This window comes from Paraburkholderia sp. SIMBA_054, from assembly GCF_046534875.1.
Classification (GTDB): Bacteria; Pseudomonadota; Gammaproteobacteria; order Burkholderiales; family Burkholderiaceae; genus Paraburkholderia; species Paraburkholderia hospita.
Genome location: NZ_JAWRXV010000001.1, coordinates 124,349 through 150,437 on the forward strand (window position 1 = coordinate 124,349; position 26,089 = coordinate 150,437).

The 26,089-nt window shown below is 59.8% G+C and carries 32 protein-coding genes; 30 read left to right on the forward strand and 2 right to left on the reverse strand.

Features of this window, described 5'->3' with window-relative positions; translation table 11 throughout:
- Window positions 1-140 precede the first annotated feature (140 nt).
- The 12 genes from SB822_RS00670 to SB822_RS00725 all read left to right on the forward strand — a co-directional run bounded on the left by SB822_RS00670 (window position 141) and on the right by SB822_RS00725 (window position 9,609).
- Window positions 141-596, forward strand: a complete 456-nt coding sequence (locus SB822_RS00670) for a hypothetical protein (protein ID WP_410853683.1) — start codon at window positions 141-143, stop codon at window positions 594-596.
- A 180-nt stretch (window positions 597-776) separates the two neighbouring features.
- Window positions 777-1,607 (forward strand): hypothetical protein, encoded by an 831-nt coding sequence (locus SB822_RS00675; protein WP_410853684.1) that lies wholly within the window; start codon window positions 777-779, stop codon window positions 1,605-1,607.
- Between the two features lie 184 nt (window positions 1,608-1,791).
- Window positions 1,792-2,544, forward strand: coding sequence for a hypothetical protein (locus tag SB822_RS00680; protein ID WP_410853685.1), 753 nt, complete (start codon window positions 1,792-1,794; stop codon window positions 2,542-2,544).
- 190 nt (window positions 2,545-2,734) lie between these two features.
- On the forward strand, window positions 2,735-2,944 hold the full coding sequence (locus SB822_RS00685) for a hypothetical protein (RefSeq protein ID WP_410853686.1): 210 nt from the start codon (window positions 2,735-2,737) through the stop codon (window positions 2,942-2,944).
- Window positions 2,945-3,096: 152 nt separating this feature from the next.
- Window positions 3,097-3,711: a hypothetical protein gene (locus tag SB822_RS00690; protein WP_410853687.1), complete on the forward strand. Its 615-nt coding sequence runs from the start codon at window positions 3,097-3,099 to the stop codon at window positions 3,709-3,711.
- A gap of 209 nt (window positions 3,712-3,920) precedes the next feature.
- Entirely contained in the window at window positions 3,921-4,304 is a 384-nt protein-coding gene (locus SB822_RS00695; protein WP_410853688.1) for a hypothetical protein, read from the forward strand.
- Between the two features lie 288 nt (window positions 4,305-4,592).
- Window positions 4,593-5,207, forward strand: a complete 615-nt coding sequence (locus SB822_RS00700) for a hypothetical protein (protein WP_410853689.1) — start codon at window positions 4,593-4,595, stop codon at window positions 5,205-5,207.
- 197 nt (window positions 5,208-5,404) lie between these two features.
- On the forward strand, window positions 5,405-5,644 hold the full coding sequence (locus tag SB822_RS00705) for a hypothetical protein (protein WP_410853690.1): 240 nt from the start codon (window positions 5,405-5,407) through the stop codon (window positions 5,642-5,644).
- 324 nt (window positions 5,645-5,968) lie between these two features.
- Window positions 5,969-7,432 carry an Eco57I restriction-modification methylase domain-containing protein gene (locus SB822_RS00710; RefSeq protein ID WP_410853691.1) on the forward strand — a complete coding sequence of 488 codons (1,464 nt, stop codon included), beginning with the start codon at window positions 5,969-5,971 and terminating at the stop codon, window positions 7,430-7,432.
- A 403-nt stretch (window positions 7,433-7,835) separates the two neighbouring features.
- Window positions 7,836-8,540: a hypothetical protein gene (locus SB822_RS00715; protein WP_410853692.1), complete on the forward strand. Its 705-nt coding sequence runs from the start codon at window positions 7,836-7,838 to the stop codon at window positions 8,538-8,540.
- A 182-nt stretch (window positions 8,541-8,722) separates the two neighbouring features.
- Window positions 8,723-8,959, forward strand: coding sequence for a hypothetical protein (locus SB822_RS00720; protein ID WP_410853693.1), 237 nt, complete (start codon window positions 8,723-8,725; stop codon window positions 8,957-8,959).
- A 254-nt stretch (window positions 8,960-9,213) separates the two neighbouring features.
- Window positions 9,214-9,609, forward strand: a complete 396-nt coding sequence (locus tag SB822_RS00725; protein ID WP_410853694.1) for a hypothetical protein — start codon at window positions 9,214-9,216, stop codon at window positions 9,607-9,609.
- A gap of 87 nt (window positions 9,610-9,696) precedes the next feature.
- Here the strand turns inward: SB822_RS00725 and SB822_RS00730 are convergent, their stop codons facing one another.
- Window positions 9,697-9,867, reverse strand: a complete 171-nt coding sequence (locus tag SB822_RS00730; protein ID WP_410853695.1) for a hypothetical protein — start codon at window positions 9,865-9,867, stop codon at window positions 9,697-9,699.
- Between the two features lie 317 nt (window positions 9,868-10,184).
- On the opposite strand from SB822_RS00730, the gene SB822_RS00735 reads away from it, so the two are divergent.
- The 9 genes from SB822_RS00735 (at window position 10,185) to SB822_RS00775 (ending at window position 16,325) form a co-directional block, all read left to right on the forward strand.
- Window positions 10,185-10,808: a hypothetical protein gene (locus SB822_RS00735; RefSeq protein WP_410853696.1), complete on the forward strand. Its 624-nt coding sequence runs from the start codon at window positions 10,185-10,187 to the stop codon at window positions 10,806-10,808.
- Window positions 10,809-10,949: 141 nt separating this feature from the next.
- Window positions 10,950-11,402, forward strand: a complete 453-nt coding sequence (locus SB822_RS00740) for a hypothetical protein (protein WP_410853697.1) — start codon at window positions 10,950-10,952, stop codon at window positions 11,400-11,402.
- Between the two features lie 276 nt (window positions 11,403-11,678).
- Window positions 11,679-11,921: a hypothetical protein gene (locus SB822_RS00745; RefSeq protein WP_410853698.1), complete on the forward strand. Its 243-nt coding sequence runs from the start codon at window positions 11,679-11,681 to the stop codon at window positions 11,919-11,921.
- 204 nt (window positions 11,922-12,125) lie between these two features.
- Entirely contained in the window at window positions 12,126-12,569 is a 444-nt protein-coding gene (locus SB822_RS00750) for a hypothetical protein (RefSeq protein ID WP_410853699.1), read from the forward strand.
- 178 nt (window positions 12,570-12,747) lie between these two features.
- Entirely contained in the window at window positions 12,748-13,389 is a 642-nt protein-coding gene (locus SB822_RS00755; protein WP_410853700.1) for a hypothetical protein, read from the forward strand.
- Between the two features lie 187 nt (window positions 13,390-13,576).
- A complete protein-coding gene (locus SB822_RS00760; RefSeq protein WP_410853701.1) occupies window positions 13,577-13,957 on the forward strand; it encodes a hypothetical protein in 381 nt (126 codons plus the stop codon).
- Window positions 13,958-14,188: 231 nt separating this feature from the next.
- Complete coding sequence (locus tag SB822_RS00765; protein WP_410853702.1) at window positions 14,189-14,713, forward strand: site-2 protease family protein; 525 nt, start codon at window positions 14,189-14,191, stop codon at window positions 14,711-14,713.
- A 179-nt stretch (window positions 14,714-14,892) separates the two neighbouring features.
- Window positions 14,893-15,552, forward strand: a complete 660-nt coding sequence (locus tag SB822_RS00770; protein WP_410853703.1) for a hypothetical protein — start codon at window positions 14,893-14,895, stop codon at window positions 15,550-15,552.
- Window positions 15,553-15,668: 116 nt separating this feature from the next.
- Window positions 15,669-16,325, forward strand: a complete 657-nt coding sequence (locus SB822_RS00775) for a DNA ligase (RefSeq protein ID WP_410853704.1) — start codon at window positions 15,669-15,671, stop codon at window positions 16,323-16,325.
- Window positions 16,326-16,362: 37 nt separating this feature from the next.
- Here SB822_RS00775 and SB822_RS00780 read toward each other — a convergent pair whose 3' ends face one another.
- Window positions 16,363-17,157: a hypothetical protein gene (locus tag SB822_RS00780; RefSeq protein ID WP_410853705.1), complete on the reverse strand. Its 795-nt coding sequence runs from the start codon at window positions 17,155-17,157 to the stop codon at window positions 16,363-16,365.
- Window positions 17,158-17,191: 34 nt separating this feature from the next.
- On the opposite strand from SB822_RS00780, the gene SB822_RS00785 reads away from it, so the two are divergent.
- The 9 genes from SB822_RS00785 to SB822_RS00825 all read left to right on the forward strand — a co-directional run bounded on the left by SB822_RS00785 (window position 17,192) and on the right by SB822_RS00825 (window position 26,016).
- Entirely contained in the window at window positions 17,192-17,320 is a 129-nt protein-coding gene (locus SB822_RS00785; RefSeq protein ID WP_410853706.1) for a hypothetical protein, read from the forward strand.
- A gap of 43 nt (window positions 17,321-17,363) precedes the next feature.
- The gene (locus SB822_RS00790) at window positions 17,364-18,524 is read left to right on the forward strand and encodes a hypothetical protein (RefSeq protein WP_410853707.1); all 1,161 of its coding nucleotides are present in this window, start codon (window positions 17,364-17,366) and stop codon (window positions 18,522-18,524) included.
- A 338-nt stretch (window positions 18,525-18,862) separates the two neighbouring features.
- Window positions 18,863-19,231: a hypothetical protein gene (locus SB822_RS00795; RefSeq protein WP_410853708.1), complete on the forward strand. Its 369-nt coding sequence runs from the start codon at window positions 18,863-18,865 to the stop codon at window positions 19,229-19,231.
- 319 nt (window positions 19,232-19,550) lie between these two features.
- Entirely contained in the window at window positions 19,551-19,847 is a 297-nt protein-coding gene (locus SB822_RS00800) for a hypothetical protein (protein ID WP_410853709.1), read from the forward strand.
- 187 nt (window positions 19,848-20,034) lie between these two features.
- Window positions 20,035-20,550 carry a hypothetical protein gene (locus SB822_RS00805; RefSeq protein WP_410853710.1) on the forward strand — a complete coding sequence of 172 codons (516 nt, stop codon included), beginning with the start codon at window positions 20,035-20,037 and terminating at the stop codon, window positions 20,548-20,550.
- Between the two features lie 345 nt (window positions 20,551-20,895).
- Window positions 20,896-21,804: a hypothetical protein gene (locus SB822_RS00810; RefSeq protein WP_410853711.1), complete on the forward strand. Its 909-nt coding sequence runs from the start codon at window positions 20,896-20,898 to the stop codon at window positions 21,802-21,804.
- A 462-nt stretch (window positions 21,805-22,266) separates the two neighbouring features.
- Window positions 22,267-23,262 (forward strand): hypothetical protein, encoded by a 996-nt coding sequence (locus tag SB822_RS00815; RefSeq protein ID WP_410853712.1) that lies wholly within the window; start codon window positions 22,267-22,269, stop codon window positions 23,260-23,262.
- A 375-nt stretch (window positions 23,263-23,637) separates the two neighbouring features.
- Window positions 23,638-24,633, forward strand: coding sequence for a hypothetical protein (locus SB822_RS00820; protein ID WP_410853713.1), 996 nt, complete (start codon window positions 23,638-23,640; stop codon window positions 24,631-24,633).
- A 360-nt stretch (window positions 24,634-24,993) separates the two neighbouring features.
- Complete coding sequence (locus tag SB822_RS00825) at window positions 24,994-26,016, forward strand: hypothetical protein (RefSeq protein ID WP_410853714.1); 1,023 nt, start codon at window positions 24,994-24,996, stop codon at window positions 26,014-26,016.
- Window positions 26,017-26,089 lie beyond the last annotated feature (73 nt).

Sequence of the window (26,089 nt, forward strand, 5' to 3'; positions counted from 1 at the left end):
GGTCCTCCTCGGAGGCCGCACGGCGTTTTCTGGTCATCAGCGCCGCCCTCTCGAGCGCTCCGTTGAGACCCAGGTCTTAACCGAGCGCTTCTGCGCTCCGTCCTTTTCGTGCGCCGGTCACCGGCATAGAAGGGGCATTCATGAACCAGCAAGCTTCAACATTTCACGGACTTCGTCTTGACGCCTTTCCGTTTTGCGAGTCGCCGCTCGATATTCGGTGCGGCTTCGCATTGGCTTCGCTACTGGGGGTCGAGGATTTCGAGTCGTTCAATTCGGTTGGGATTGATCCCATCTCACACTGGGAACATGCAGCTGAACAACTCGGCTATCAGGCGGACGCCGGGGAAGCGCTGCCTCCCCTGTTCGTTGGCACTTCCCTCGCAGACCGGTGGGAATGCGGACGTCGTGATCGCGATCTCACTGATTTCCATGAAAGTCAGGAGGGCACACAGGAGGAGTGGGACGCACTGTCCGCCGAGGAGCAGTCGGCAGAGTGGGATGAGTTTCACGAACTGTGCGCCGCCGGCGTCGGTGAGCGCAGCTACTACTATCGGATCCTGATGGACCGCTGGCTGGTGGGCTACGTCGGCCACTGATGCAATACAGTAAATGTGAGGCTGGTCGTGCTTTCCGCTGCGGAAAGCCGACCTGTCCCGCCCCGTCCGCGATCGTGACGAACCCGTTGTGCTGAAGGTTTCGCCTTCAGCAGAGCGGTGCTCACCCTGCTTCGGTTTTGCGACGCCCTCTCTTGGGCACACAACCTGGAGTAGCCATTCATGAATAGCAATCGCAGTTCACGCGAAGCACTGTTTCGCGAAGACGAAATTTCCCTGCAGTGGATGACATCCGAGACCGTGGGTCTGTTTGCGGCCACGAACGAGCAGATCGCGATCGCGCGGCACGTCCTCTTCGACGGCTGGCGCAAGCGAGCTTTCGAGCGTGATGAGGCACCGCCGGCTGATCTGGCGGGGGCATGCAAATTTGCCAGCCTCTTTTTCAAGATCGCATTCGGTGGGCGGATCGAGGGCGCGCACGAGCACCAGTTCAACGTTCTGAAGGACCGAACCATCGATCTGTCCAATCAGCAGCAGTTTCGCGGCGTCGGGCACGACGAGTCGTTCTTCGGCAACGAGGAGCATCTCGACAGTATGCGCAGCTGCCTGCCGCGTGTGCTGATCTGGATCTCGGCGCTGGACGCCCTTCTGTCGCGGCGTATCTGGTCATCGATCCACGTGGGCTACGGTATCGAGCACCCGCGACGCGACCGGAGTGCGGAATACGAGTGGACGGCCGAAGTTCAGGCAATGTTCTCTCCGCGCTACCGCGTGTTGCGAGACGCGCTCATGGCAAACGGCTTCGAATACACCGTCATAGGCAGTTCTCTGTGTTTCCGGCGAGCAGGCGTTAACGTCTGGTATCAATGTGGCTCGCCGCCTACGCAAAGAACGCTCGATCTGCTGCGGCCGTATTCGCAGTTCACGTTGAAGACGGAAAAAACCTGTCACGAGGTTATCTCCGACCGTCTCCACCGGAGCACGGACGAAGTCCTCTCGCAGATACTGGCGGCATTCGAAGTGCAGGCTCAGGCCTTACTCGAACCCGCCTGACGTAAGTCGCGCAGCACCGCGCCCCTTTGGGGAGCGGTGCCTGCGGCAACGGGCGCGCAGCCTCATCGATCAAATATCACACGCTGTGGTGCTTTCCGCTCAGTCACTTGCCTGACCCGAACGCATCGCGCTCTGGAGTTACCCCGCCGCATTTCCGGCATCTACCAGAGGAGGATTTCAAACCATGAACCAGCAATCCAGCAACGCACTACCCGCAAGCATGACCGTCGCGCCCTCGACGCTTAAGCAGCACACCACGACGGTTGACGGGAGGATTACGCTCCCGGGCGTGTGGACCGAGCTCGAGCCGACGCTGTTCGCGCAGTATTTCAATGGCCGCACCGCCTGGATCGAAGCCTCGCTCCTCAAGGAATCGATCTATTTCGCGGGAAAGGTGGGCATCGTGCTCGGCGGTATCCTGAACGACTCCCAGTTCGTCGATTCGTTGACGGTACCGGACTCGGACCCAACAGCGATCGAGGCTGCTCTCGCGCAACTGATCCAGAAAATGTGCGATACCGCCAAGGTCGTCGACATGCGACCTGATCCTGACCTGCGGCACCCTTCGGTGCTCGAGTTCGGCGATATCGTCGAGACGATTTTTCTGACGGACGAATTCGTTGCTGAGGTGGAGAACTGGGACGAAGGCACGTTTTCATTCTGTGTCGACGATCAGGCCCGCGTGCGAACCGGAACCGGCATCGTCGCCTATGACGATGCGTCCGATGCGGACATGAACTACGTGCCGCGAAACGCCTACGAGGTGACCACTTCTCCGGCGAACTCGCACAGTGCGTATCTGGAAATCACGTTGCCGAACCCCGCCGTCGATCCGGTGCGGTATACGCGTATCCGCGAGGCCATGCTCGATGAAATCAGTCGCCGGATGGCTACGGCCGACGCCGCCAGCGTGTCGCCGACTGTCGAAAACGCTTGATTGCAGCAATCCGTGCCACCTTTGCGGTGGCGCGGGTCTGCATGCGCATTCGCTCCGCATTCGCAACTTTCCACCGTCTTGACGCGTCATCGGTCGCGACACACGTCGAGCGCTGCGGTGAGACTTGCTCACCAGAGCGCTTTCGCTCGCTCCTTTTCTACAACCGCTAGAGCGGTACCAGGAGCAAATTATGAACAGCAATGTCGATCAGCAAGCAGTAGCCGAAAATCCGGACCACGCCGAAATTGCAGCCGAGTTCGCCCGCCTTCGTGCGGTGTCGCCCGGCTTAAGCGCGGCCGTGTTGCGAGAACTCGTCGTTGGCACCTTTTGCCTGAAGTGGTCGATGTTCCAGGACGAAGTGGCCGAAGTGGTTGACTCGTACCTGGCACTCAAGACGTAATCCGCCCAGCGGCCGCCCTCACGGGGCGGCTGCACGGTTTCTTGCGCGCCGGCGGTTACGTGGGGCACATCTAACGTTCGGAGCCGTTGTTACACTATCCTGCCGCAGCTATGCCGCGACAGAATGCAACCGTACTGGGACCGAAACGGACAATGATGAACGCTGGCGAAAACGTGAACCGGATATGGAAGAAGCACCGGCAGGCAATGAAGCCAACACCCGGCAGCTTCAATTCCTGCCGCCCCGTTGAGTTGACCGACGGGACGCGCGTCGAGGCGCTCTATCGTGGTCGACGGGGGCCGATCTGGCGTCTCAACAAGGAGCCGCGCCGGTTTGAGCAGGTTCTCGAATACGCCCACGGGCTTGACGACAGGCTCGCTGGCACAGGCCGCGAGGCGAATGACCAGTCCTCGACATCCAGCGTGCCGCCGCCGGCAGTGAAAGCAGACGAGCCCGCGACTTTACGGTGGCGAATGTCCGTCGCACGGATACTTGGCGGCGCGCTGCTCGTCTGCGCTGTCGCGGCCGTCGTTCTCTATGGACGGACTGTGACTACGACGCCATCGCCCCTTGAACGCGAAAGCATGCGCGCCCAGCTCGCGCGGGACCACGCCCGCTGCGTTGCGGTCGGCCAGCAGTATATGAGGGAACACGCTGCTGATCGTCTCGCGCTCGAGGACGCCGCTAGCGCACAGAGCGCTTGTGACGTTGCAGCGCGTACACAATATCCGAAGTGGTTCCGGGATCACGTCGATTCCGGGTGGTGACGACTGCTCGCAGTTTTGTGGTTGCCCCGCGGCCCCGTTGCCCGCTAGAATTAGGGCGTGCCGTTCGATCGGCAGCCAAAACAATCGCGACAACCGCCTTGTCGGGCAGTTGTGCCCTACCCAGTGCGTTCCGCTGAACCGGCGATGTCAGCCGAGCGCATCGCTCGTCCTCCTTTTAACGCCTTCCACAGGCAATCAGGAGCGACTTCATGAATACCACGAAAAGCAAGCCTTCTCATACTCAGCCTCCCGCGCGCAGCCGCGTGGCCGCGTCTGAGTGGCTCAACCCGAGCCAGATAGCCGTTCTGGAAACATACGACCGAGGCGAGTTCAACCACCTTGTGCGGTGTGCGACGCAGGAGGAGTTCGACGCCCAGCTCGCACAATGCGGTGACAGCCTGCTAAGGTTCCTGATGACGGATCTGTCGGAGCAGCAGGGCTGCACGTCATCGGGCGATGCGATCTCGCAGATCAACGGGTCGATCTCACGCCTGAAAGAAGCGCTGGCCGGTGCTTACAACGCCCAGGACTGGTTCCTCGACGCGACGGCGAGATCGGCACTGCAGAAAGATCCGATCCTCAATACCCAATAAGCCTGTCTGGAAGCGCGTACCCCCAAAGGGACGCGTCTTCCGCTCGCTTACGCAAGCCAACCCGGCTTGCATAAGCGCCGGTTCCTGATGAAACGTCTCCCTCGGGAGCGCTCGCCCCGGCCTGACGCTCGGAGAGCATGCGAATCGCAAAAACATCGTCGCGCATTCTCCCAACGGGAGATTCGCGACGCCCGCGCGGGATTCGGTTGAGACGATCAGTTTCACCCGAGCATCGCACCGCTCTGCGATTCACAAACGCCTTTTTAAGGCATTCACGGAGCGAACGACATGAATGAAAATCTGGCCATTTCCCATAGCGCCATAGCCGAGCAGCAGGTCGCAAACGCGCTGAGCGTACCGAACCTTCTCGCCGTGCTGCGAGAAGCGCGCGCGTGGTTCAGCACGGATGGCCCGCTTGCGAAGCAGATGGACGCGGTCATCGCTGGCGTTTCCGCCGCGAGCAGTCCCGAAGCCACCCTGCGGAGCATCCTGATCACGAAGGCAATCGCCAGCCTGGCCTCGCGCGGCGATATCTATACCGACGATCACGGTCACGAGCCGAGCGTGGCAGCCGCCGGGAACATCGATATCTTGAGCGACATGCTGTGTGGCAGCGAGACTACCGAGATCCTGAAGGGTATCCTGCTCGCCGACAGCGAATCGATCAGCGACGTGACGGTCTGCGTCGATGGGTCGATCCGGTGGGAAGCACCAGCGGATATCGAATGCTGCGGCAGGACATGGCAACTGCGACTCGCTGATGGGACGTTGTTCGCGGTCGACGCGTATGAGCCGATTCAGGATTACGAAGCGCGCTGGGTCGTAAAGGACGCCGCGACTTTCTACCAGCACCTGTTGTCCATCACGCACGACTTGATGACGGTCGTCACCGCAGCAACGTAACCGCGACGAAAAGCAGCGCATCTCGCACTGAGATGCGACTGCTGACGTTGCCACACACCGCCGAAGTGACATCGCCTGAGATAGCTAGGCTAAGCCATCGCTTACCCGAGCTACCCTCGCCCCGGGCAGATCACGACCCGCAAGAGCGACCTCTCCCATTCTTACTGCCTGTACAAGGCATAACTCTGGAGAGCCTCATGAATTCAGCAATCACCCCTGTGAACGAACATCCCACAGCTAGCGTCGGTCCGATCAAACGTCTCGTCTGTTGCTGTTGCAGCGGAGAAGCGTTCGGCCGCCAGTGGTGGAACCGCGACACGGGCTATGGACTCGGCAAGTGCTGCATCGATTTCGCGAGTCGCGGTGTCAGCGAAGAAGAAATGAAGTCGAGCTACGGCGTTCGCGGTATCCACTACGACGTTCCCGAAAACGACTAGGCAGCCCGACGGAAAAATCTGATGCGTCCGGCTCGCCGGCGCATCAACCGCAGTCGTCCGTGCACCGGCCCTGGTGTTTGCATCACAGGGATGCCGTTGCCTTCTCGAACGCGGTGATGAGGCGCACTCATCAGAGTGTTTGCGCGCGTCCTTTTTTAGGCACCGCTGAAGCGGTAAGAAGCAGCGCCTGCCTCTCAGATGCGTCGGTTGCAACGTTGCCTTTCCAAGATTCGATGTGTTCGCTTCGCTGAGGCTCACCTCAGCCGAGCGAATCCCTGCTCTCCGGCTTTTTACGCCCCACTGGGCACAACTGGAGAACCTTTCATGAATCGCGATCTCGACCTTGCAGTGATCTTTCCCGAAGCGGCCGCACCTGCCGTGGTATCTGGTGCCATGCAGTCGCAGCTTCAGTTTTACGATGACGAAGAAAGCATCCGCATTGACGCCGTCGAAAAGTTGCATTTCGCCACGGCCATTTACACGGCCAGCGACGTTGTCGATCAGCTTCTGGAACGACTGGACTGGCCAAATGGCACGAACCGGCTTCTCGACCCGTCCGCGGGCGACGGAATGTTCCTGGTTCGAGCGATCGAGCGTCTGTTCGCGTCGGGAGTCAGGCATGTCGACGTCTGCAGCCTCATCGAGGGCTGGGAGATCCATCCGGGAGCGTGCAGCGATGCGAGGACGCGGGTGTCGGCCGTGTTGATGCAACACGGTTATTCGGCCAGTGATGCAGCGGACGCGGCCCAACGCATGATCGTCAACCGCGATTTTCTGGCGGACGGCCCCATAGGTCCGTACGCTCACACGATCGCCGGAAATCCTCCCTATCTGCGCTTAGTCAATGTCCCCCAGTACCTGCGCGACCTTTACAGCAGCGTCGTGCCGGACTACGCGAAAGCAGATCTTCTGCACAGCTTTCTGGAACGGTGCTCGCGCGCGGTACATCCTGGTGGGCGCATCGCTTTCGTAACCAGCGACAGGTGGCTCGCGAACGCCAATGCCTCGCGGCTCCGTGCGGCATTGGGAGAAAGTCTGTCGCTTGTGCATCTGGAGCGGCTCGATTCAGCCACGGCCTTCTACCGTCCGAAACGGAGGGTCGCCGGATCTCCGCCGCGCATTCACCCCGTTTCTGTCGTAATGGCAGCGGGCAAAGAATGCGGGCAGGCGATATCAGGTGAGCCTATCTATCCGGGCGTGGATGCGTCGATCTACGCGGGCCTTCCCACCCTCGATGAAGTCGCAACGGTTCGTATCGCGCCCTGGCTTGGGACTGCGGGGGTGTTTGTGGTCGATGCTCAGACAGCCAGGCATCTGCCTCCGGAGTATCTGGTACCGGCGGTGGACACGGACGACGTACGCGACGGAAAGCTCGGTCAGCCAACGCGCTGGGCGATCCGCACGCGGCCGGATGAAGAGCCCCCGAAGGAGATCATGGACCATCTTCAACGGAACATGCACAGGATGGCGGCGCGAGGTAAGCAAAAGAAGCTCTGGGTTCCTCCCGAACCGTTTCATTCGCTGAACCTCGATCAGGAATCACTGCTCGTGCCGCGGATAGCGACCGGGCCCAAAACCGTTCGCGTGCCGCCGCAGCACCTGGTTTTGAACCACAATCTCAGCGTCGTAACTGCTGGTGCGGCGAGCTTGAGTGAAATCGAGCGCGCGTTTGCCTCTCCACTTGCGATGCGTTGGGTTCAGGAGCATGCCCCTCGCCTGGAAAATGGGTACTACAGTCTTACGACGACGCTGGTTCGCAAGATGCCGGTAGTCCTTGAACAGCTTTAAGGCTGATTGGTACCCCGGATCGTACTTAGCCAGCAGTATGAGCGTCCGCACACCGTCGAAAGACGGTGTGCGGCGTCTTTTCTGGCCGAGCCAGCCAATGAGGTGCCACGCTAGACCCCTTGCTCTGTCTTGCGCATTTGCAATAGAATACGCAGGCCGCTCGTCGGCATTACTCACACATAGCAGCTCGCGGGTTCCCCGCTACAAGTAAGTCAAACCGCAGTACGCAAGACTGTTTGCGTATGCGCGTCTAGGGCACTCTCTGCCCGTCCAGCAAGCATCGTTGAGATCTCTCTTATGGGGATAGCGCCAGCGGTTTCGCGTAGACGCGAGGCCTTTTTCGCTATTGCCATATCTCTCCTTTTTCAATCGCCTGAGATCAGGCAACAAAAGGAGTGTCAGCATGAACCAACAAGCAAATACGGTCCAACCGTCGTCGCCGACGTATTTCAATGTCGACGGTGTCGAGGCAGCCCAGCCCGACTGGTTCGTTGAGCGTATGAAGGAAATGGAGCGCCTCGCGCCGACCGGCGGACCCATGTCACTGAACAAGCGCGCGGATCTGCTGGAGTGGCTACACATCGAGGGCGTCGTTCCACTCGTCGGCGGCGGTGTAATCCGGAACTGTGTGCTTGGGGCCGATCCCGAAACGCGCGAAGGCGTGGGTATCTCCTTCATCGAAGGCGGTGTGGCGACCCCGATCGTGGTCTGGGGTAAGTCGATACAGGGCGTTCACTTCGAGGAGGCCGCAATATTTGCGCTGAACCGCTACGCGCAAGCGTTGCGCGAAGGCACGAAAATGCCGTCGCCGTCGTCGCAAGCACTGCGGGACCTCTATCCGAGCAAGGGCAGCATGCCGCGCAAGGTGATCGAGCAGCTCTACGCAACACGTGACGCTGAACTCGCCGTGCTCGCGGCCCAGGCGTCGATCGGTGCGGCCGATCTGATCGGTCTGGACTGGAGCGCACGCGCCAAGGTGGCGTCGGAGCAGTTTTCCCGCTGCGACGCGGTGGCGCGCAACTCGCTGCTGCGTGACGGACATCATCACGTTCGCAGTTGCGCTTCGCTTGCACAAGCAGATCTCGTGAAACAGGAAGGCGCCGTCTGACGACGGTAAAGGTGGCTTCACATCCCTCGGGATGTGGAGCCACCACCCTCAACCGGTCCCGCTCGAGTTGTCGCGGTAGACAGCCTGCAGCGATGCTGCGATGAGCCTCATCTCTCATCCGAGCACCGCTCATCTCCTTAACCCCGCCGGCGACGACGGCAATACTCTGGAGAGTCTGTCAAATGAAACATCGAAATTCCGCACGCACAATCAAAACGAACGCGCTCGCGTCTGCGACGCTCCTGCTCGTGCTTTGCGCGACGCTGATGGGCTGCACGGCAGTACAGCCCGCGCAGGCACCGACGACGCGCCCGTCGATCGTTATCACGCAACCCAAGGGCGAGCCCGGCGACTTCATCCTCTGTGAGGACGGCCGTGTGCTGGTGTTCCCCCTTCGCCATCCGAAAACCTGCAGTTGATCTGGTAGCCCATCAGCAGCCCGATCGTCAGCGCCCGGTGCCGTCGCAAGACGCGCGCCGGGGGCTGGATTACAGCAGGCTGCGTGTCTCACGACTTCGGCGCGCAACCTCCATGAACTCGGTAAGCCAGTAGCCGCGCGGCGACAGCCAAGAGCGCGACACGCCTCCCTTACCTCGCCAGAGGACGGAGACGTGTCGCGCCCGATTTCGGGCGCTCACTTTGCCCCTGCGGGGTTGATGAGGAGGCTGGGACGATGCGTAAAATTTTTGATTGCGGTCATAAGGGCCAAGGGCAGTACTGCCATCGCTGCGCAAATGAACAGGCAACACGTGCCAACGCGGACCGGCAAAGACGCGAGGTCCGGGCAGCGACAAGCAGAGTGACAGCGATCGACCTGAGTCCGGTGGCCCATCTGAATTCGGTATCGCTGCGTGCGACAGGTCTGCTGGAACGTCTGGCAGCAGGTGAGCACCCGCTAGCCATGAAGGGCAAGATTCTATCGTGTACGAACGGGAAGGTCTTTTCGATCCCTGTCGGCACTGAGTACAGGCTGCTGGTAGAGAGCAAATCGCTCAGGCCACTCAGGATCGTGTCGCATCAGGCGTACAACACGCTGGCAAACAACAGACCAGGAAAACCCATTCTGTAGGCCATCCGACCGGTTACACGATTGCGCGCGACGGGTGCGCCCGCCGCGCAAAGTGACAGCCCAGGGCTGGCGTTGCCCACGAAACCGTCAGTGGCGGCCGGGGTCGTGAAACGGGTCTTCGTTTAAGCGTTTGCGCAGTGCGGTCGTCGTAATCCCGAATTCACTCATCTTCTCGCGGATTTCCCGAATCATCTGGCGGCGTGCGCCAGCCTTGATCACTTCGATCTTGAGGTTGACCGTGTCGAGTTCGGCTTGCAATTCATACAACGTTGGCATGGAACACCCATTCTCCTTGAATCACGCCGGCCATGGTTGAGAGGTCGGCATCCGGGGGCCCGGGATATTCCGGGTTCCGCCAGGTGATAACGGCGGGAGATTCCCGATACTTTAGGGGCTGCCCCGGAAACAACGGCGTTGCGGTTGGCCGAACAGTTCCCTGTCGCGGCGCTGCCGTTGCCGCGGGCGATAAAGTCGAATCAATACCACGCTCCGTTAAGCCCTCTACCCGGCTTACCAAAGCGCGCCTGCGCCTCCTTTTCGTACACGCCACATCTGATGGCAGAACAGGAGAAATCATGAAACGAAATATGAGCGGCAGGGCAGGAATCATCTGGTCGCGTACACGCAAAGCAACCCGGTGTGTTTCTTCACGCGGCGACGACATCATTGTGTCGGCGGTTGCGAAGCGATTCGGCATACCGCTCGCGGCAGTGCGTGATCTCGTGTCGCTGGAGATCGAGCAACTGCGCGATCGCGATCGCGAAGGCGACAGGATCCCGCCCAACCAGATGGTGCCGGCGGAGTTCCAGCGTCACGAACTCGGCGCGGCAAAGATCGCGTCGTTCAACTCCGAAGTTGAAGAGTCGTATGTCAGCTTCCTCGACGAATTCGACTCCGCATTGCTTGTTACGGCGGAACATGAAGCGGGAATCCGGCGCCATCCAACCTTCCAGAAGTACGTGGAGATGTCGCGCGCGGGGCACGAACCACCGTACATCTACGTGACGTCGGGCGATCGCGAAGGCGTCTACGTCTCGACCAACCGCCGTCGCACGCTAACGGCACAGGAACTCGGGAAGCGAATCAGGGGTTGGCACAGCGTGATTAACGCCGAGACCAACCTTCCGCTGAAGTACGGCGACGTAATCCGCGCCTATCAAGCAGAAAAGACGGTGCGGCAAACTCAGTCCGGGCATTGACGCACGGACGAACCCGGCTCCCCGATATAGGGGAGCCGGGCGCCGCTGCGGAAATTGCCAGAACGTTCTGGTGAGCGATTGCTCACCGAAGCGCTTTGAACCCTTTCGCGTAGCCAGTTCGTCTGGCAGGAGGGTTGGATTATGAACAACAGCAATATGACGTCAGAATCGCGCGGCGCGCTGGTTGGATCGCGAACGCTGCGCGTTACGGCCTTCACAACTTCGAAAGGATCGATCTACACCGTTCACGAAGATGACACGACGAGCCGAAATAAGGCCTATCGGCCGGAACATGGTCGCGACGAGGTCGGTCAGCAGCCGCGTTCCCAGCACACGTTCTATGTGACGCAGGAGCAGGCCGATGCGCTCTCGCTTGTTCAGACACACGGTTCGGCAAAGTGCATCGCGCGGCTCTCGACTGGGCAGTACGGCGTCGCGTACATGTCTGGTAAGGACGCAGGTAAGATCGAGCGCCGCACGGTTGTCGATGCGGCGGCCACGCCGGCGATCGGGCTCCTGCCTGTGGAAGTATGGGAGGGCGGATCTCGGGTGCACTTCGGCAACAACATAGTCGCAGTGCAATCCGCCGGGTAGTGAGTTGGCAGGTCTAAACCGCGGAAATTGGAATCTCCCCGTCGATGCCTTGGGCACTGACGGGGCCTTCCACTCTTTGCGGCAGGTCAGGTAGAATGCCTCAGCCGTTCAAACGGCATTACCAGCAGTGTCGGCGTAACGCCGACGACATGAACTCGGCACGACATATCAAGCCGGATGGCCAGCACGGTCCGATGAGAGTGGGTCGCTCACCAGACTGGAGTTGTACCCGGTGCTCCTTTACCCTGCCTTCCAGGCACCCAAGGAGAAATTGATATGAACCAGCAAGCCGTCGTTAAAGTGCAAGAACTGCGTGGCATCAAGGTTGGAACACGCGTCGTTGTGCAAGACGTTCAGGCTCATCCGCCCGAATGGCACAAGGGCCGAGTTCTTTCTCTCTGGAGCGATAACAGCGCAGCAATTGTGTGGGACGAGCCGATTTATCCCGCGCGCGACCGCCGTCTTTACGACGATTTCGGGCACGTGGATATGCACAACGTGAGCGTCCTCACCTCGTAAAAGCAGTAAGCCTGCCTGTCCTTATGGACGGGCAGGCATCCCGTCCCCGTAAGGTTCGTTTTTTTCTTGTCGACACTCCGGCCCTCCCCTGGCAATTTCCCGCTCCCGCAGCGTGTCCGTTCTGTTGAGTCCAATCTGGATTGACCAGAGCGAGACCTGCTCGTACTCCTTTCAACAGCCATCGCGGCAACAAGGAGAAAAAGCATGAACACGCAACCAGCGAATGTCCCGTCAACCCGCATCACTGTCCCCGTGCCGTCGACCATAGCCTACATGGCCATCGGAGCGCACGCTGTCTTGCGTTCGCGCGGCGAAAATATTGCACTCAACGAATTTAACGGTCAGTGCGGATTCGTCGAGGTGCTTTGCGAACAGGCTCTGTTTGTCGATCGCGTCGCCCAACCCTTCTCTGACGCAGGTGAGCATCCGGGGGTATTCGTCTACGAAGTAGCCGAGCCGTTCGGCAAGGAATACGCGAAGGCGCTCCTCGCGGAAGGCATCGGGGCTGACGCGAAGAAGGTCCTCCGCAACGTAATGCACGAGGCCGGCTATGACAAGGCCGCACTGGCTGCCGCGATCGAAGCAGCTGCATCCACAGACGCTACGCGTCGACGGGAGGCGGTGCCTGCATTTCGTAATCGGGAATAGAACGCCAGGTTAAACCGCGTGCCCTCACGGGCCGCGGACAGCCTCCCGCCTTCAACCACTTCCAGCATGATCAGCGAAGACTCAGGTCTTCGCTAAGCATCGCTGTACGGCTGCGCGGCTTCTAACGCCCCCCTCGGGCAAAACAAACGGAGTTGACATGAAAGACAGCAATGAAGCGGTGAGCGAGATCGGGCTTGTATTTCACCCGCATGTCCGTGAAATTACGGACGCGGCCGCCGACGCGCTGATTGGCATACCGGCAGAGCTCAACGATCGCTTCGGTCATGAGGTCATCGGCGAGCGCGCAGCGCTTTTCTGTACGGTGGAGATCCAAGGCGTGCGCGTGTCGCGCGAGTCCGATGTATCGGAACGCGTGTGCACGGTCGATAACGTGAGTCCGCACTTCTTTTCGTGCTATGCGCGGTTGAAGCCGTTTCAGGACGAACGCGGCGTATCGTGCATCGGTGATTTCGGCACCCACGCGCTTGCGTTGCAGTATGCAGTCGAAATTGCAGGCCAGTACGGCTGGAATATCGACGATCGCGTTCCGGAAAGCCTTAAGAACCCGCCGGTGGCAGGTAGCCAGCCAAGCATGCCGCACAGTCTTTATCGCGTGTCTGCTTACACGGGCAAAAACCACAGCGTGCATCTGGAGCGACGCATCGGAGCTTCCTCCATGCACGCGGCTGCGGCGATTTTCGCGGCATCGCTTGGTGAACAGACGTACCCGGGGCGTGTGGAACGTCCCGCAGATGGTCACCGGGTCATGTCTTACGGTTGGACCGGGCATGGCCAACGCGTCTGGGTGGCAGAAGAATAAGTCTGCTGCCGTCCGCGCCGAACTCGGTTGCTTTCAATCCGGAAATCTCCGCTGCGCGCTTCCCTACCGGGGAGCGCGCAGCGATCCACCGCCTCATAATCCCCTGGCCGCTGTCAACCAGCGCTCAGCGGACTATGTCTTTTCTCCTTTTCCAACGCCATTGCATGGCACGAGTGAGGAGTTTTCTATGAACCAGCACCTGATCCAGAACGACGCGCCTGTACGCGTCGCCAGCGCAATCCTCGTGTTCGAAGACAACGGGGTCGTAAAACATGCGGTCATGTCGGCGAGCGAAGGCAACGAACGGCTCAAGGAAAATGAGCGACAACGTAAGGGAGGATCCATCTTCATTTTCGAAGACGACTCCGCGCAGCTTTATTACGATCTTTCGCCTGATCTTCGCTCGCGCGTCGAGGAAGCGAAGGTCAAACTTCGCCGATCGTTGCACTGGCAGGCGGTGATGGACAAGCATGGGGTGCCGCAAGATCCTGCAATTCGCGCAAGCGTTGCTCAAGTTCTGGAGCAAATCGTCGGTGAGACGCTCACTGCGAAATTCGGCTTGAACTGATATCGCAGTCTAAACATGAAATGCATGGCCCGATCGCTCCTGTTCCGGAGCGGTCGGGCTATTTTTTTTGGACCTGCGGAATTCGCCAGAAATTTGCAAAGGCTGATGGTCTTGTTACATTAACCGTTCGCCGCTATGGGAAGTATTGCGGGCCTCACGCTTAACGGTCAGCTCGCGGCAACAATATTTCAAAGCGGCTCTATCCAGAACTTACTGCGCAAGGAATCTTCAATGTCAATCGTCAATCTCATCAATGCGGCCTGGTCCCATGCATGGTCGATGTCCCCTGGCTATAGCATTCTCAGCGCACTGCTCGCCATCCCGATTTGCTACGGCGCAATCCTGGGGCACGAACTCGCCCACTGGACGACGGCCCGAGCATTCGGACTGCGCGGGTCCATTCGGTTCTTCCCGCGACGACATGTGTCCCGTGTCTGGTTTCTGTCGGTGCTTGGCGTCAGTTTCGACGATGCGGCGTTCTCAGCGCTTGCTCGTTGGCAAGCGCGATGCATCGCCGCGGCCGGGCCGGTGTGGGATATCGCGTTTGCGATGACCTGCCTGACTGTCTGGTCTGCAGTACCGGGAGCCGTCTGGATAGCGGGCGGTGTCGCGCTCGCCGGGGTAGTCTACTTCTTCACGAGCGGAATGAACATTATTCCGATGCCGCTGCGTAACGACGCGTGGATTTTTCTGTGGCCTGAGTCTGCAATCGACGATAAGGCGGTCTTGAAGAGCCGCCCACCCCTCGCTGGCTGAGCGTGAATCCCCGCCCGTCGCGCTGGCGGGGCTTTCGTCGCGGCGGCGTACGGCTTGCTCACGTCATCCCAAAGTGACGCCGACCCATCGCGCGCGTATGATCTCTGACGCTTCCGCTCGGCTTGAGCGGCACTCAATCGGGGATCGGGATGAGATTCGACGCGAATCACAGTTTCAGTATGGACGCGCCGCCGAAAGAGCGCGGCGAATATGCCGTGCGTCTGTCAAATGGCGACGAAACGACGGCGCGATGGGACGGCGCCGGCTGGGTTGGCCTGACGGACGTCGCCGCTTACAGCGGCCGCCTCATGTCGCTTACGCTCGACCAGCAACTCGAGCGCATCTACTCGATCCTCGCGGGGACGGCGCTCCGCACGACAAACGCAACCTCCAGGCTGGCGATATCCCAGGCACACGCTCTGGAAATGGCGCGACACTTCGCATCAGAAGCGGAGGCTCGGGGCGTCAAAAAGTCGCTGGTGGACGCACGACGTCGCAATTCGCTCGGTTTCTATGGCGTCGCTAAGGCGCTCGGCGTCACCGTCGATTCTCTCAAACTGGTCGACGAGCCCGCGCCCCACGAGACAACGCGAACTGACTTTGCGCTGATCGAAGCGTACAACCGCCAATTTCCCGGGCTGTTCCTCGAAACCGCCCGGATGGTTGATGCGCGGCCTGGCGGCCGAACCCTCGAAGAATGGGCAATTGGAGCGCTTGAGGGTCGTCAAAAGGCCATTGCTAAAGCACAACGGAGAGCGCAGAAAGCGGCTGCCGCAGTGGCCGCAAATGAATTGCGGCCGGCAACGGCAACGACGTCGCCTGCTGACGAGGAGGCTTAACGGCGCCCGTCAGATGCGAGCGCGACTGCTCGACGCCGCATCCGGACACATCGGGCATGGCGCACGCTACCATGTGAGAGCGTCGCGGCGCGTATCACCGCGAGAGGAGGACTTGCATGGAGCGTGAGCGGCTGTTCGATCCGACTGACCTGATGCACCCTACGCTGCGCAGACGCCCGTTTTCTGACGCGGACTGGTTGTTCGAGTGGAAGCTCGACGGGTTTCGTTGTCTCGTAGAAAAGTTGGGCGACCAGGTATCGCTAACCAGTCGACAAGGCAAACCTTTCAACCGTTCATTCCCTGAGATCGTAGAGGCCGTGGCGGCTGTCCCTGGCGATTTCGTATGGGACAGCGAACTGGCGATCGGCGACGCTCGGGGGACAACGCCCTTCAGCCAGCTTTTAACGCGTTCCGTCACGACATCCGCACGGAACATCCCCTCCGCCGCGCGGCGGCATCCCTCGCGAATCTTCGTCTTTGACGCGATTCGCTCCGGCAAGCGAGATCTGCGCGGACTGCCGCTTACCGAGAGGAAGGCTCACCTGCGGGATGCATTCGATGACACGCCGATGCTTGTGTATGTCACCGACGTTGAGGGTGTCGGCGAGCTCGTGTTCGATCAGGTCAAGATCTACGACTTCGAGGGGATGGTGGCAAAGCGAAAAGCCTCAAAATATACGCGCGGACGCTCACTCAACTGGATCAAGATCAAAAACGCGGACTATAGCCGGCGGGCCGCGCTTGGTTTCGGGCGTGCCAGCGGGTACGAATAGAGGCACCCTCCTCGTGGGAAAGGTGTCTTTTCGAACCTCAAGCGTCGGCAAGAATGTCTGCTGCCGCCTTCGTTCGACCGGTCTGGATGAGATGAAACAAGCCGCGCTCAATGTCCACGACTCGCAGACCATTTAGGTAGCGGTCCCGGATACTTGCTAGCCGGGCGCACCACGCTTCATAAGCGTCCGAATTCGTCTTGGTCACAGGTATCCGGTTCGAGTACGCCTTGACTGTGGATAGAACAGATGACGCCCGATGCTCCGTTGTTTTCATGATCTGCAGATCGAGCGTCGCCGACTTTTCAGGGTCGAGAAACATCCGCACTTTGCTGACAAACGAGACGCCGGAAAACTCGGGCAGCCCCAACTGCTTAATGTCTAAAAGCGCTGGCCGGGAGTTGCTTGAGAATAAACGCCAGGCGGCTTCCAGTTGATGCGCGGTGACCGACGAACGAAATCGCGCGACGCGAAATTCTGCCCGTCCCATCCTCTGCGCAAAGCCCCACCGGACGATATTGGACAGGCCGTCCTTCACCTCACCGTGGCTTAGCAAATCTCTACGGATTTGCGCCTCCACCTCAACCATTGTTAAATCCTTAACCGGCTTGTTCTCCTTGAAATCGAAATACGCTGGCGGGAAAGCGTAGTCGTCGATGGCGGTGCGGAAGATCTCGATCTGCGGGGGCGTAAGTGGCATGACTGAATGAATGAGGCGCGCAGTAAAGGCACGAATTGGGAATGATGGCGGAAGCGCGAGTGAGTTCAGCAATTTACCATCGCGGGGAAGATGGCAGGGTAACCGTTGAAACGAGTCAGGATCGGTCGTTGCCACGCTACTAAGTGGGGGGCGGTTTTCGTGTTCCTGCGTGCCTCCTTCCCAGATCGGCCCGTATGTGCCTGACGCGCATGAGTTCATCATCGGTTCGATGAGCGATCCACCCGTCGCGTTTCATATCGGACCGGGCGACGAAGATCAGTTTGCGCTCCAGTCATAATGATGGTCCTGAAACCGCCGCTCTCTTATAAGCCATGCCGAAATTGAACCTGCGCACCCTCGATCCGCTTTGGGAAGCAATTCTGGCCGAACCCGCTCCCCGCCGCTACGCGGCCCGCGCGCGCGAACTCGAGCTGAAGGTCGTGGCGGCCGGGTGGGCAATGCGACACGAGATCGAAGACATTATTGTGCTTCAGGATCCGCGCTTGCTGGGACTCGACGTCCGAGATCTTGCCGAATCGTTGGAAAGGCCGTTTGTGACAGTCTATTCCCGGCCGCGCCTTCGCTTCGGAACGTCTGTCGGTCACGAGGCACTATCGGCGCCAGACGTGTGTGCCCTGCTGGTTGCCCTTGAGGCGACAGGGTTCGAAATCGACCCATCGGGGATGGTATCGTCGCTGCTGCCCACGCTCACCGGGAAAAAGCTTCTGACATCGGCGGAACTGGACCTGCTGCACTACGAGCGGGTTCGCCACAAGGCCGAAGTGACCTATTGGAGTGATCGCGAGCCTGCAGGCGACGAAGACGTGCGGGAGTTCAAAACCAGCACGGGCTATCGGGTATGGGCGCTAGCGGGCGCCGACGGCGCTCGCAGGTTCGCCGTCAAGGGCGCCCGCTTCCGAGCGCGTCCGCCCGCGCAGCCGGTCGACTGTCCGGTTTGCGGCTATAGGCACACGCCCGGCGACGCGGAGAGCACGCATTTTCACCGGCTTTTCCATCGCAAGGAAGTGCGTGTCCTTCATGCGGTCGCGAATCCCCGTTTGGCTGGCAGACTCGGAGAGACGCAGGCGCTCGTGCTGGTGCCCATGGCATCGGACCGCTGGTTGCATCAGCTGGTCCATGAGCGGGCGATCCGATTCAAGCGAGAGATGCGCTTCGATTCCATTCAGTACCCTCGCCCGGGAAAGATGGTAGAGGAACCGGCGATGGTCGGATTTCTGTTTATCAACGACGGCCCGGATTTTCCTCCGCACTCGGTCGTGGGCGCCGGCGCGTTTGTAAAACGCGAAGAACGCTGGGAGCTTAACTGGATCTGGGTAATACCGGCTGCGCGCAGGAAGGGCGTGCTTCGCGCTCGATGGCCAGCGCTGGTGGATCGCTTTGGGGACTTTGACATTGAGGCACCACTATCCGATGCGATGGCAGCGTTCGTTCGATCCCATGGCTGCGACCGACAGAAAGCGGGGCTCCTCGCGGATCAGTGAGCGATGTTTGGCAAAAAACGCGCAACTCGCTAGAATGGCGTCAGGCCGCCTCTGCGGCATCCCTCTTCATCTATCCCGGATTCGGCGCGGCGGACCTTCAGCGCGCAGCCAGCGCAAGCTGGACGGGATATCTGCGTTCAACAGGCTTTCCCCTTTCGCGTCACTATTTCGCGCAAGCTGGCCAGACCTCACGCCGATGCTCTCGTAATTGCGGACTAACGTCGTCGAACGCTGCCGTGCCGGGTATTGGGCATAGATTTCCTGACCTATGCCGAGTGTCCCGCACACCTCCGGTTTCTCAAACCGCCCTCTTCGGGCAGAAATTGGAGTAAGACCACATGAACGAGTCAGCTGCGACAATCGCGCCACCGCAGGGCGATCGCATGGCGGTTCTAGTCGCCGATCTGCGCAAGCACGGCTACTGCCGCAGTCCCAACAACATCCACAGTTTGCCGGGGACGACCTGGTACGCCGGTGGTCCGGGCATTCCCGAACCGCCGCAGCACGGTTTCGTCGACGTGTATCTGCACGAAAGCCAGTTGTCTATCATCAAGCACCGGTTCGTCGGAGTACCGTATGTTCGTGGCCGTTACGAACAGGACACGGTCGCACGTTTCGATACCGTCGACGAGTTCATCGAATGGTGCAAGGTCAATGGCGAACTCTCCAAACCGGGCCTTCCGGCTTTCTCCAACTCGTGGGATTAACGCGGCTGATGGTCTGGCCGGCAAACCATGCCCATCGTTCCTACGGCGGACTCTGACTGGTCAGGCTGTCTTTATAACCGTGGCTGGAATCGGGAGTGAATTTGCGACTGGCAGGACAGAAGGTGGTGACCTGATGGTCGGTCGCCGACGTTGTCCTGGCAAGATGGCCCGTCTCTTCGGAGACGGGTCGCATCGCGCAGATCTCGAAACCTTGCGTTTGTCGGGCACCCTCCGGTAAGCCTCTCGTCTCACCCGAGTGTGGACCCCTATCTCCGCGGATTTTTAACCGCCGCAATCTTGCGGCATCACGGAGAGCAAGATGAATATTGAAATTGTGGCCGTCGTTGCGAGTGCACGAGTACAAGGGGGTGACCAGTTGTCGACACCCACGGCAGCAATCGAGGCCCCGCGTACCGAGACCATCGGACTCTATCTCACGAAGAGCGGGAAGGAAGGCGCACGCGTGCAGCGCACGGTGCATGCCAATGGCCGGGTTAGTCACTCGTGGACGGGAGAATGGGGAGCAGGCTCCGGCTCGCTTGAAGGGATTCGGTCATCCCTCGAGTCCACGCTCAAACACAAGCGCGGTTACCAGACCATCATTAAAGTCGCGTAGCGCCCACGTCAACCAGAATGAACCGCTGAAAGCCGTCCACGACGCAACCCTATCGGGTCGCTGTGGGCGGCTTTTCCCGGCACGAACTCGCCTAGCACCTTCTGGCCAGCGCTTACCGCTAACCAGAGCGTCGCTGCTCTCCTGTTCTAAACGCCGCAACGCGGCCGAACTCGAGGAATTGTTAATCATGAACCAGAAATTCAACGAAGCTGGGAAGCTGCCGGACAACGAGCACGGCCGCCTTCGGCTTCGGAAGACGGAAAATCACGGGGAGCTGCAGCAGTCGCTTGACCTCAATGACACAGCCGAACTCGCGCTACGCAAGGGGCGCCGAGAAATATCTGCGCGTCAGGTCGAGGTCGTGATACCCACGCAACGAGATCGGAAACAGCATTTGAACGTGAAATCTGGTGGCACACCGAATATCACGGGTTGGTCACAAGGCGATCGCCTGACGTCGCTAAGTGACGTCAAGGTCGGGGATGTGCTTCTCAACATCAGTGATCAGTTCGACGCGCAGAATCTGGTTCGTATTACCAGGACCGGCAACGACATCGTCAGTCGCGACGAAATCGCCTATGGAGTGTTCTGTGACCCGGTCGACGTGGCCAACACACGGGCACGCGGGGATCTTGAATTCTCGATTTGGAGCTTCGAGCTCCAGGGGACGAGACAAGCGTACTACCGCGCGATCCGCTGCTGATGAATCCCGAGGCGTGCGCAATAGCAAGTTAAACACGTAAGGAACGCTCGCCAACCCTCGAGGGATGGCGAGCGCTGCTACTTGGGCCGCTCCGACGTCGGGCTTGAGGTGCGTCTCCTTGACATCGTCGCGGTGCGGCACGTGGCCGATGGCACGATCAGACTAGAATTGCTATCGGGCCGTTCGACCGGCAGCATCAGAGCTGAGATTGACCCCGGCGTCGAGCGTCGGCGGTGACATGAATTCCCTCTTCCAGCGCACTCCGGCCAGCGCCAACGCTGCCCCGAGCGTAGCTCGTTCTCGTGTTTCTAAACGTCGCAAACGCGGCATCAAACTCGAGACCAAATGATCATGAATCTGAACGCCAACGAAGCTGTGAAACTGTCTGTCGTGGCCCGTTATGTCGATATGGACCGGAAGTGGTATCTGTGTCACGCCGCGAGGTATCAGAACGCCTTTCGTAACGAGGTCAACGGCTTTGGGACCCGTGGTGAAGCCGTTCGGTTTGCTGAGCAGGCGGGCTGCGCAGTTGAGTATCATGAGTACGATCGGCTGCAGGTACACATAGATCGGAACGGCCAGAAGAAAAGCACGCGCATCACTTCGGGTAACGACCCGGACGCTGCAATTGACGATCTGTCGGCCGCCATGCCGGAAGATCGTTCGCAACTGCTGGATGCGGCGATGCGCGCCGTCGAGGATCTACATGCGGCCGTGCTCGCGCTGGACGAGATATCGCTCAATTCCGCGGCCGATCGCTACGACGCGGCAGTCCTGAAGCTGAACGGCGGCACGTCTTTCGGCTGCAACGACCCGTCGAATCCCGAGGCAGGAGGAACTCTCGCCGAAAACCATTGCAGGGCAGCGCCTGGCCTTGTACCGAAGTGGGGGCAACGAGGTGAGTTCCTTATTACCGTTTCAGGAATACCGGCAGTGGTCGAAGTCGATGACGGATTCCGCCGCTTTTATGCCTGTTTCCGTTTTCACGTCGTTAATCCGCATGGGCCATTCATTAGCGAGACTGGGTTTCGCAGCCACTTCGAGGGGTTCGAAAAAGGGAAGACCGTCGAGCAAGTTGCGATCACAGTTTTCTCTGCGCTACTCGCCGAGGAGGGGCACAGGATGCTTACTCCCGAGTACCGCGATCGTAGGGCGAATGAGCCTGTACGACCATGGCTTGACGCATCAAAAGTAGCGACCATGCGGGACATGGCGTTCGAGGAGCCAGGTGGACAATTTGCGCTTGGCTTCTAAACGTCGCCGCACAGGGGAATCGGGCGGGATGCATGCGCCGGGTTGCCCGCTGCGCGGGCATCATCGAGCGTGTGCCCCGTCAACCTGGAAACTCGCCCGCCGCGCCTCCTTTATCAGGGGACGCCGGCGGGCATTTTTTCTCAGCGTGTTCGCAATTTTCCGATGCCGGCGTGCGCCGAGATGTGTTCGATCCGCTATCAGTTGGCCACGTCGTCGAGCGGCGAGTAGCAAGCCGTCCAAGCTCGGTGGCTTGGTGGGCGCCGGCGCCTTAAGGCATACTGGTGACTGCCGTTCGATCGGCACCCCCACTCGCAATACGCCCCGACGCGCGCTGCGCCGCCGGCTATCTGGACTGCCCTCTCGCACCCTTCGGTCAACGCTCAATGAGCGCTAACCCGAGCGTCGCCCGCTCTCTAGTTCAATCACCGCCGCGACCGCGGCAGAACTTCGAGGAGCAACCCCATGAATAACAACCAAAACAAGGCCGCAAAAATGCCGACGATCAAGCGTTCTTTCGGTGCTGTCGTTCCTGGCACGGGACAGATCGTTGGTGGCGGCACGGCGGAAAGCGCGTCGATTCGCACCCTGGTAGAACGCGCTGCCGACATGCTACGTGAGACGTACGGGATGAGCGTGCACACCCGCTTCAACAGTAATGGCCAATCTGGGGGAGCCTACCTCGTCACGGATGGTGCATCGAGCGGCCTTATGTCCAACTCAGACGTCGGCGTAAGCGTGAGTGAGTTCTCGGTCTCGCGTATCAACGATCGGGAACACGTCGTTGTTCTCGGAGGAAACCCGGACGGCCCGGACAAGTTCGTTTCCTTTCACGTGAGCGTGTCTGCCGGATATCTTCGGGACGTGTCGCTTGCCACAAACGGTACGGGGTCCCACCGCTATGCCTACGTCCTGGTACCTTCGCTGGAGAGCGCCGTCGACTGGCTGGCGGGGCACGTGAATCTGGAACAGGCTGCTGGCCGGAAAATGGCAATAGTGCAGAAAGAGATTGTCGAAGTCGGTTTAGCGGGGGACGGCCTTGTGACGTCTAGCGGTGCAATGGCCACGCTGGATCTCGCCACTGGGCTTGTGTATGGCGTCAAGCCGATCAGTTGGCATGACGATGACGACGACAGCGAATCGAGCATTGAAGTTTGCCGGAAGACCATTCCGATTACGCGGAACAAAGACGGCGAGTATTCGATTCCTCCGGATCTACTGGCGGGATTGAAGGAGGCAGTGCTCGACGATCTCAGTGCTGGGCTGAAGGTCCGACGTGCCGATGGTTCGATTCAGGACGGATTTGTCGTCTGGGATGGGGGTGCGGACGTGGCCAAGTGCAACGACCTTGACGGTGCGACACGGGTAGCCCAAGCATTACGGATCAGCGGTTCCGTTGAGCATATCTGGGTGACGAAGGGTTCAGACTTCGAGAACGTCTACGATGATCCGAAACCCTAGCCTCAACCTCACCTGCCGACGTTGAGCGGGTTATCATCAACCTGAAACGCCGCCCGCCGCGCCTCCCCTCCACAAGGGGAAGCCGGCGGGTTTTTTTCGTCGGGCGGTTTTTGCGATTTTCTGAGGGGCGAGCGGCGGATAGGTTACCGTCTAACACGTGGTTGCTTGTCGCGCGCCGCCGACTTCAGGCATACTGGCGGCTGCCGTTAGATCGGCACTACTCCCGCAACATGCCCAACGCGCGACGCGCCGCCGGCTATCTGGAATACCCTTTCGCACCCTTCGGTCAACGCTCGATGAGCGCTAACCCGAGCGTCGCTCGCTCTCTCGTTTAATCAACGCCGCATTCGCGGCAGAACTTCGAGGAGCAATCACATGAATACGACTCAAAACCAAGCTGGGAAAATTACGGAAATCACTGACGCGGATGTCGCCGCAGCGAGGGCGGCTGGCTTTACCGTGCATCACGGTGAGCCTGATTGCCCGGATGTAGATCTGCGCGGCCGGTGGTGGTGGGTTCTCGGCCAACCTGGTTGGTCTGGCTACGACACAGGGGAAGGCGATTTCGAGACGGAACGAGAAGCATGGAGTGACGCGGTTCGCACGCTCCGAAACGATCCGGAGTTAAGCGTGAAAATGCCGCAGACCAGCGCACCCGACCCCGCCGACGTTGCAGAGTGGGTGGGGCTGCACTATCGGCGAAACTTTGACGCAGAGTCTCCCGAGCAACGAAAGGAATGGACGACGCGGTTTGTAGAAGCGCACGCCGAAGCTGCCCAGGATCCAGCAGGCAAAATGCTGGAAGCCACGCTGTCGGACTCCGAGTGGGACAGGTTCGAACGTGCCGGATATAACGCGATTCAACGTCTTGGCTTCGATCTTGGCATCGAGGGCGATGACGAAGCGAAAGTTCGAACTCTTCTCGTGTCACTGCAGGCGTACTGCGTGACATATGCAGTGGACCTTGAGGCGCAGCTGACGAGGGTACGCGAGCAAATCGCATCAGGTGACCTCCAATCGCCTCGTTGGGGAGACTGGGTGAATCTGCCTGAGGTTGCGCCTGTAGCAGGGAAGGCGGATCAGGTTCGCGATAACGTCGGAAAGGCTTTGGCCGTGCCGCATGCGGCCGAAATCCGTAGTGAATCCATGGATGCTTCCGGAGTCGTTGTCGCGAACGCAGCGGTGAGTGGTGCCGCGCCGGTGAGCGCGGCTGTGCTTGACTTGCTAAAAGCGTTGCAAACTCTCATCCCGCATGTCTTGCACTACGCAGCCATGCCTGCGGCTCACCCGGACGCGCATAAGGACGCTGCCAACGCCCGCGCTGTCATCGCCGAGGCAACCGCCCATCAACAGGAGTCAGCGAGCAAGTAAGCATTTAGATGAAGACAGTCTTTAATACAAATTAAATCAGCAATACCGCCCGCGCCGCCCTCCTTCCGGAGGTGTGACGCGGGCTGTTTCTCCCCCCCTTCTCGCAACTTCCCCAGTTCGAGCGGCGGCTTGCAAAAAGGTCCGGACTACACGGTGGCTTGTCGCGCTGCGCCTTTTTGAGCTTAACGACGGCAGCCGGTCGCTCGGCAACATCACATTCGAAACCGGCCTCGGCCTCGCGCCGGCGGCGCGATGAAAATCCCTCTCCGACCATCCGGCCAGCGCCACTCGCCGTTGCCCCGATCGCCGCTAGATCTCCCGTCCTTTAACGGCCCAAACGGCAAACACGTGGAGAAAATCATGAATCAGAAAACCCATGAAGCTGGGGACCTGCAGCCCAGCCAGCAGCAAGAAGCAGATGACGCGCACTATCGCGCACTTGCCAGTGAGGTTGACAACTGGACAGGGGGCTCGGTGTCGGACATTCCCCAAGCCGCCCTCGACCACTTTCCGGAGCTACTTGAAGCCGAAAGTTTGAAACGTACCGTTCCTGAGGAATGCCGGGGCTTGGTGCGAGGCAAGCGCACCGAGGTGGATGTGCGTAACTCGGCCGCGTACACCGAATACTGCGTCCGCTTATTCGCGGTAGACGAAGCCGGACACGCGTTGATCCGGAAAACGAAGTACCACGCTTACGAAGACGTTGACGATCATCGGTTCGAGACTATACCGAAGGGCGAAGCGCTTTCGCTGGTCGCGCAATATCGCAGGGATGCGGCGACCCTGGCGGAACCGCAGCAGGAAGGGAATATGCGGGAAGGCCGTGGCTTTCTCGCAGGCAACCCGAGCTTCAGCTACTACGCCTTCTCGGCCGATGGCTATCTGATAGCGGGCTTCGATCGATCAGACGATGCCACGACCTACGTGAAACGCGACCCGCGCTTGCGTGTGCTTTCCCGAGCTGAAGTGGCCCAGCAGTTCCCGCGCCAATATCAGGAAGCGCTGTATGAGCGGGAGTCGGTTGAAGGAAAAGTTCCGGAAGCAGCAGCCCGCCAGGAAAACCGCCAAAGCGGGAGATCTGAGCGGGCGATTTCGCGCGAAATGCACAAGCGGCTGCTCGCGCGTTACCTTGGGAGCCTGACGCTTGGTGACGCCAAACAGATTTTCGAGGCAATCGAATGCGGCTGGCGAGAGCAGTTGAACGGCAACATGGGCTCTCAACTGAAAGCCGATGAGAAGAAAGTCCAGGCGGTCAACGTCGCCGTGGAGCATATGCTCGCGCACGACCTGAAGTACATCGACGACATTCTGGCGGAGGCCGGGTTCCGATTGGATTCTTTGCAAATCGCCGCGAATTCGTCGGCTCCGACGCTTGGCATGTAGTCACCGACTCCCAACACCCAACCCGCCGCCTCTTCGGAGACCGGCGGGTTTTTTCTTTGGTGTGTTTAGTTGT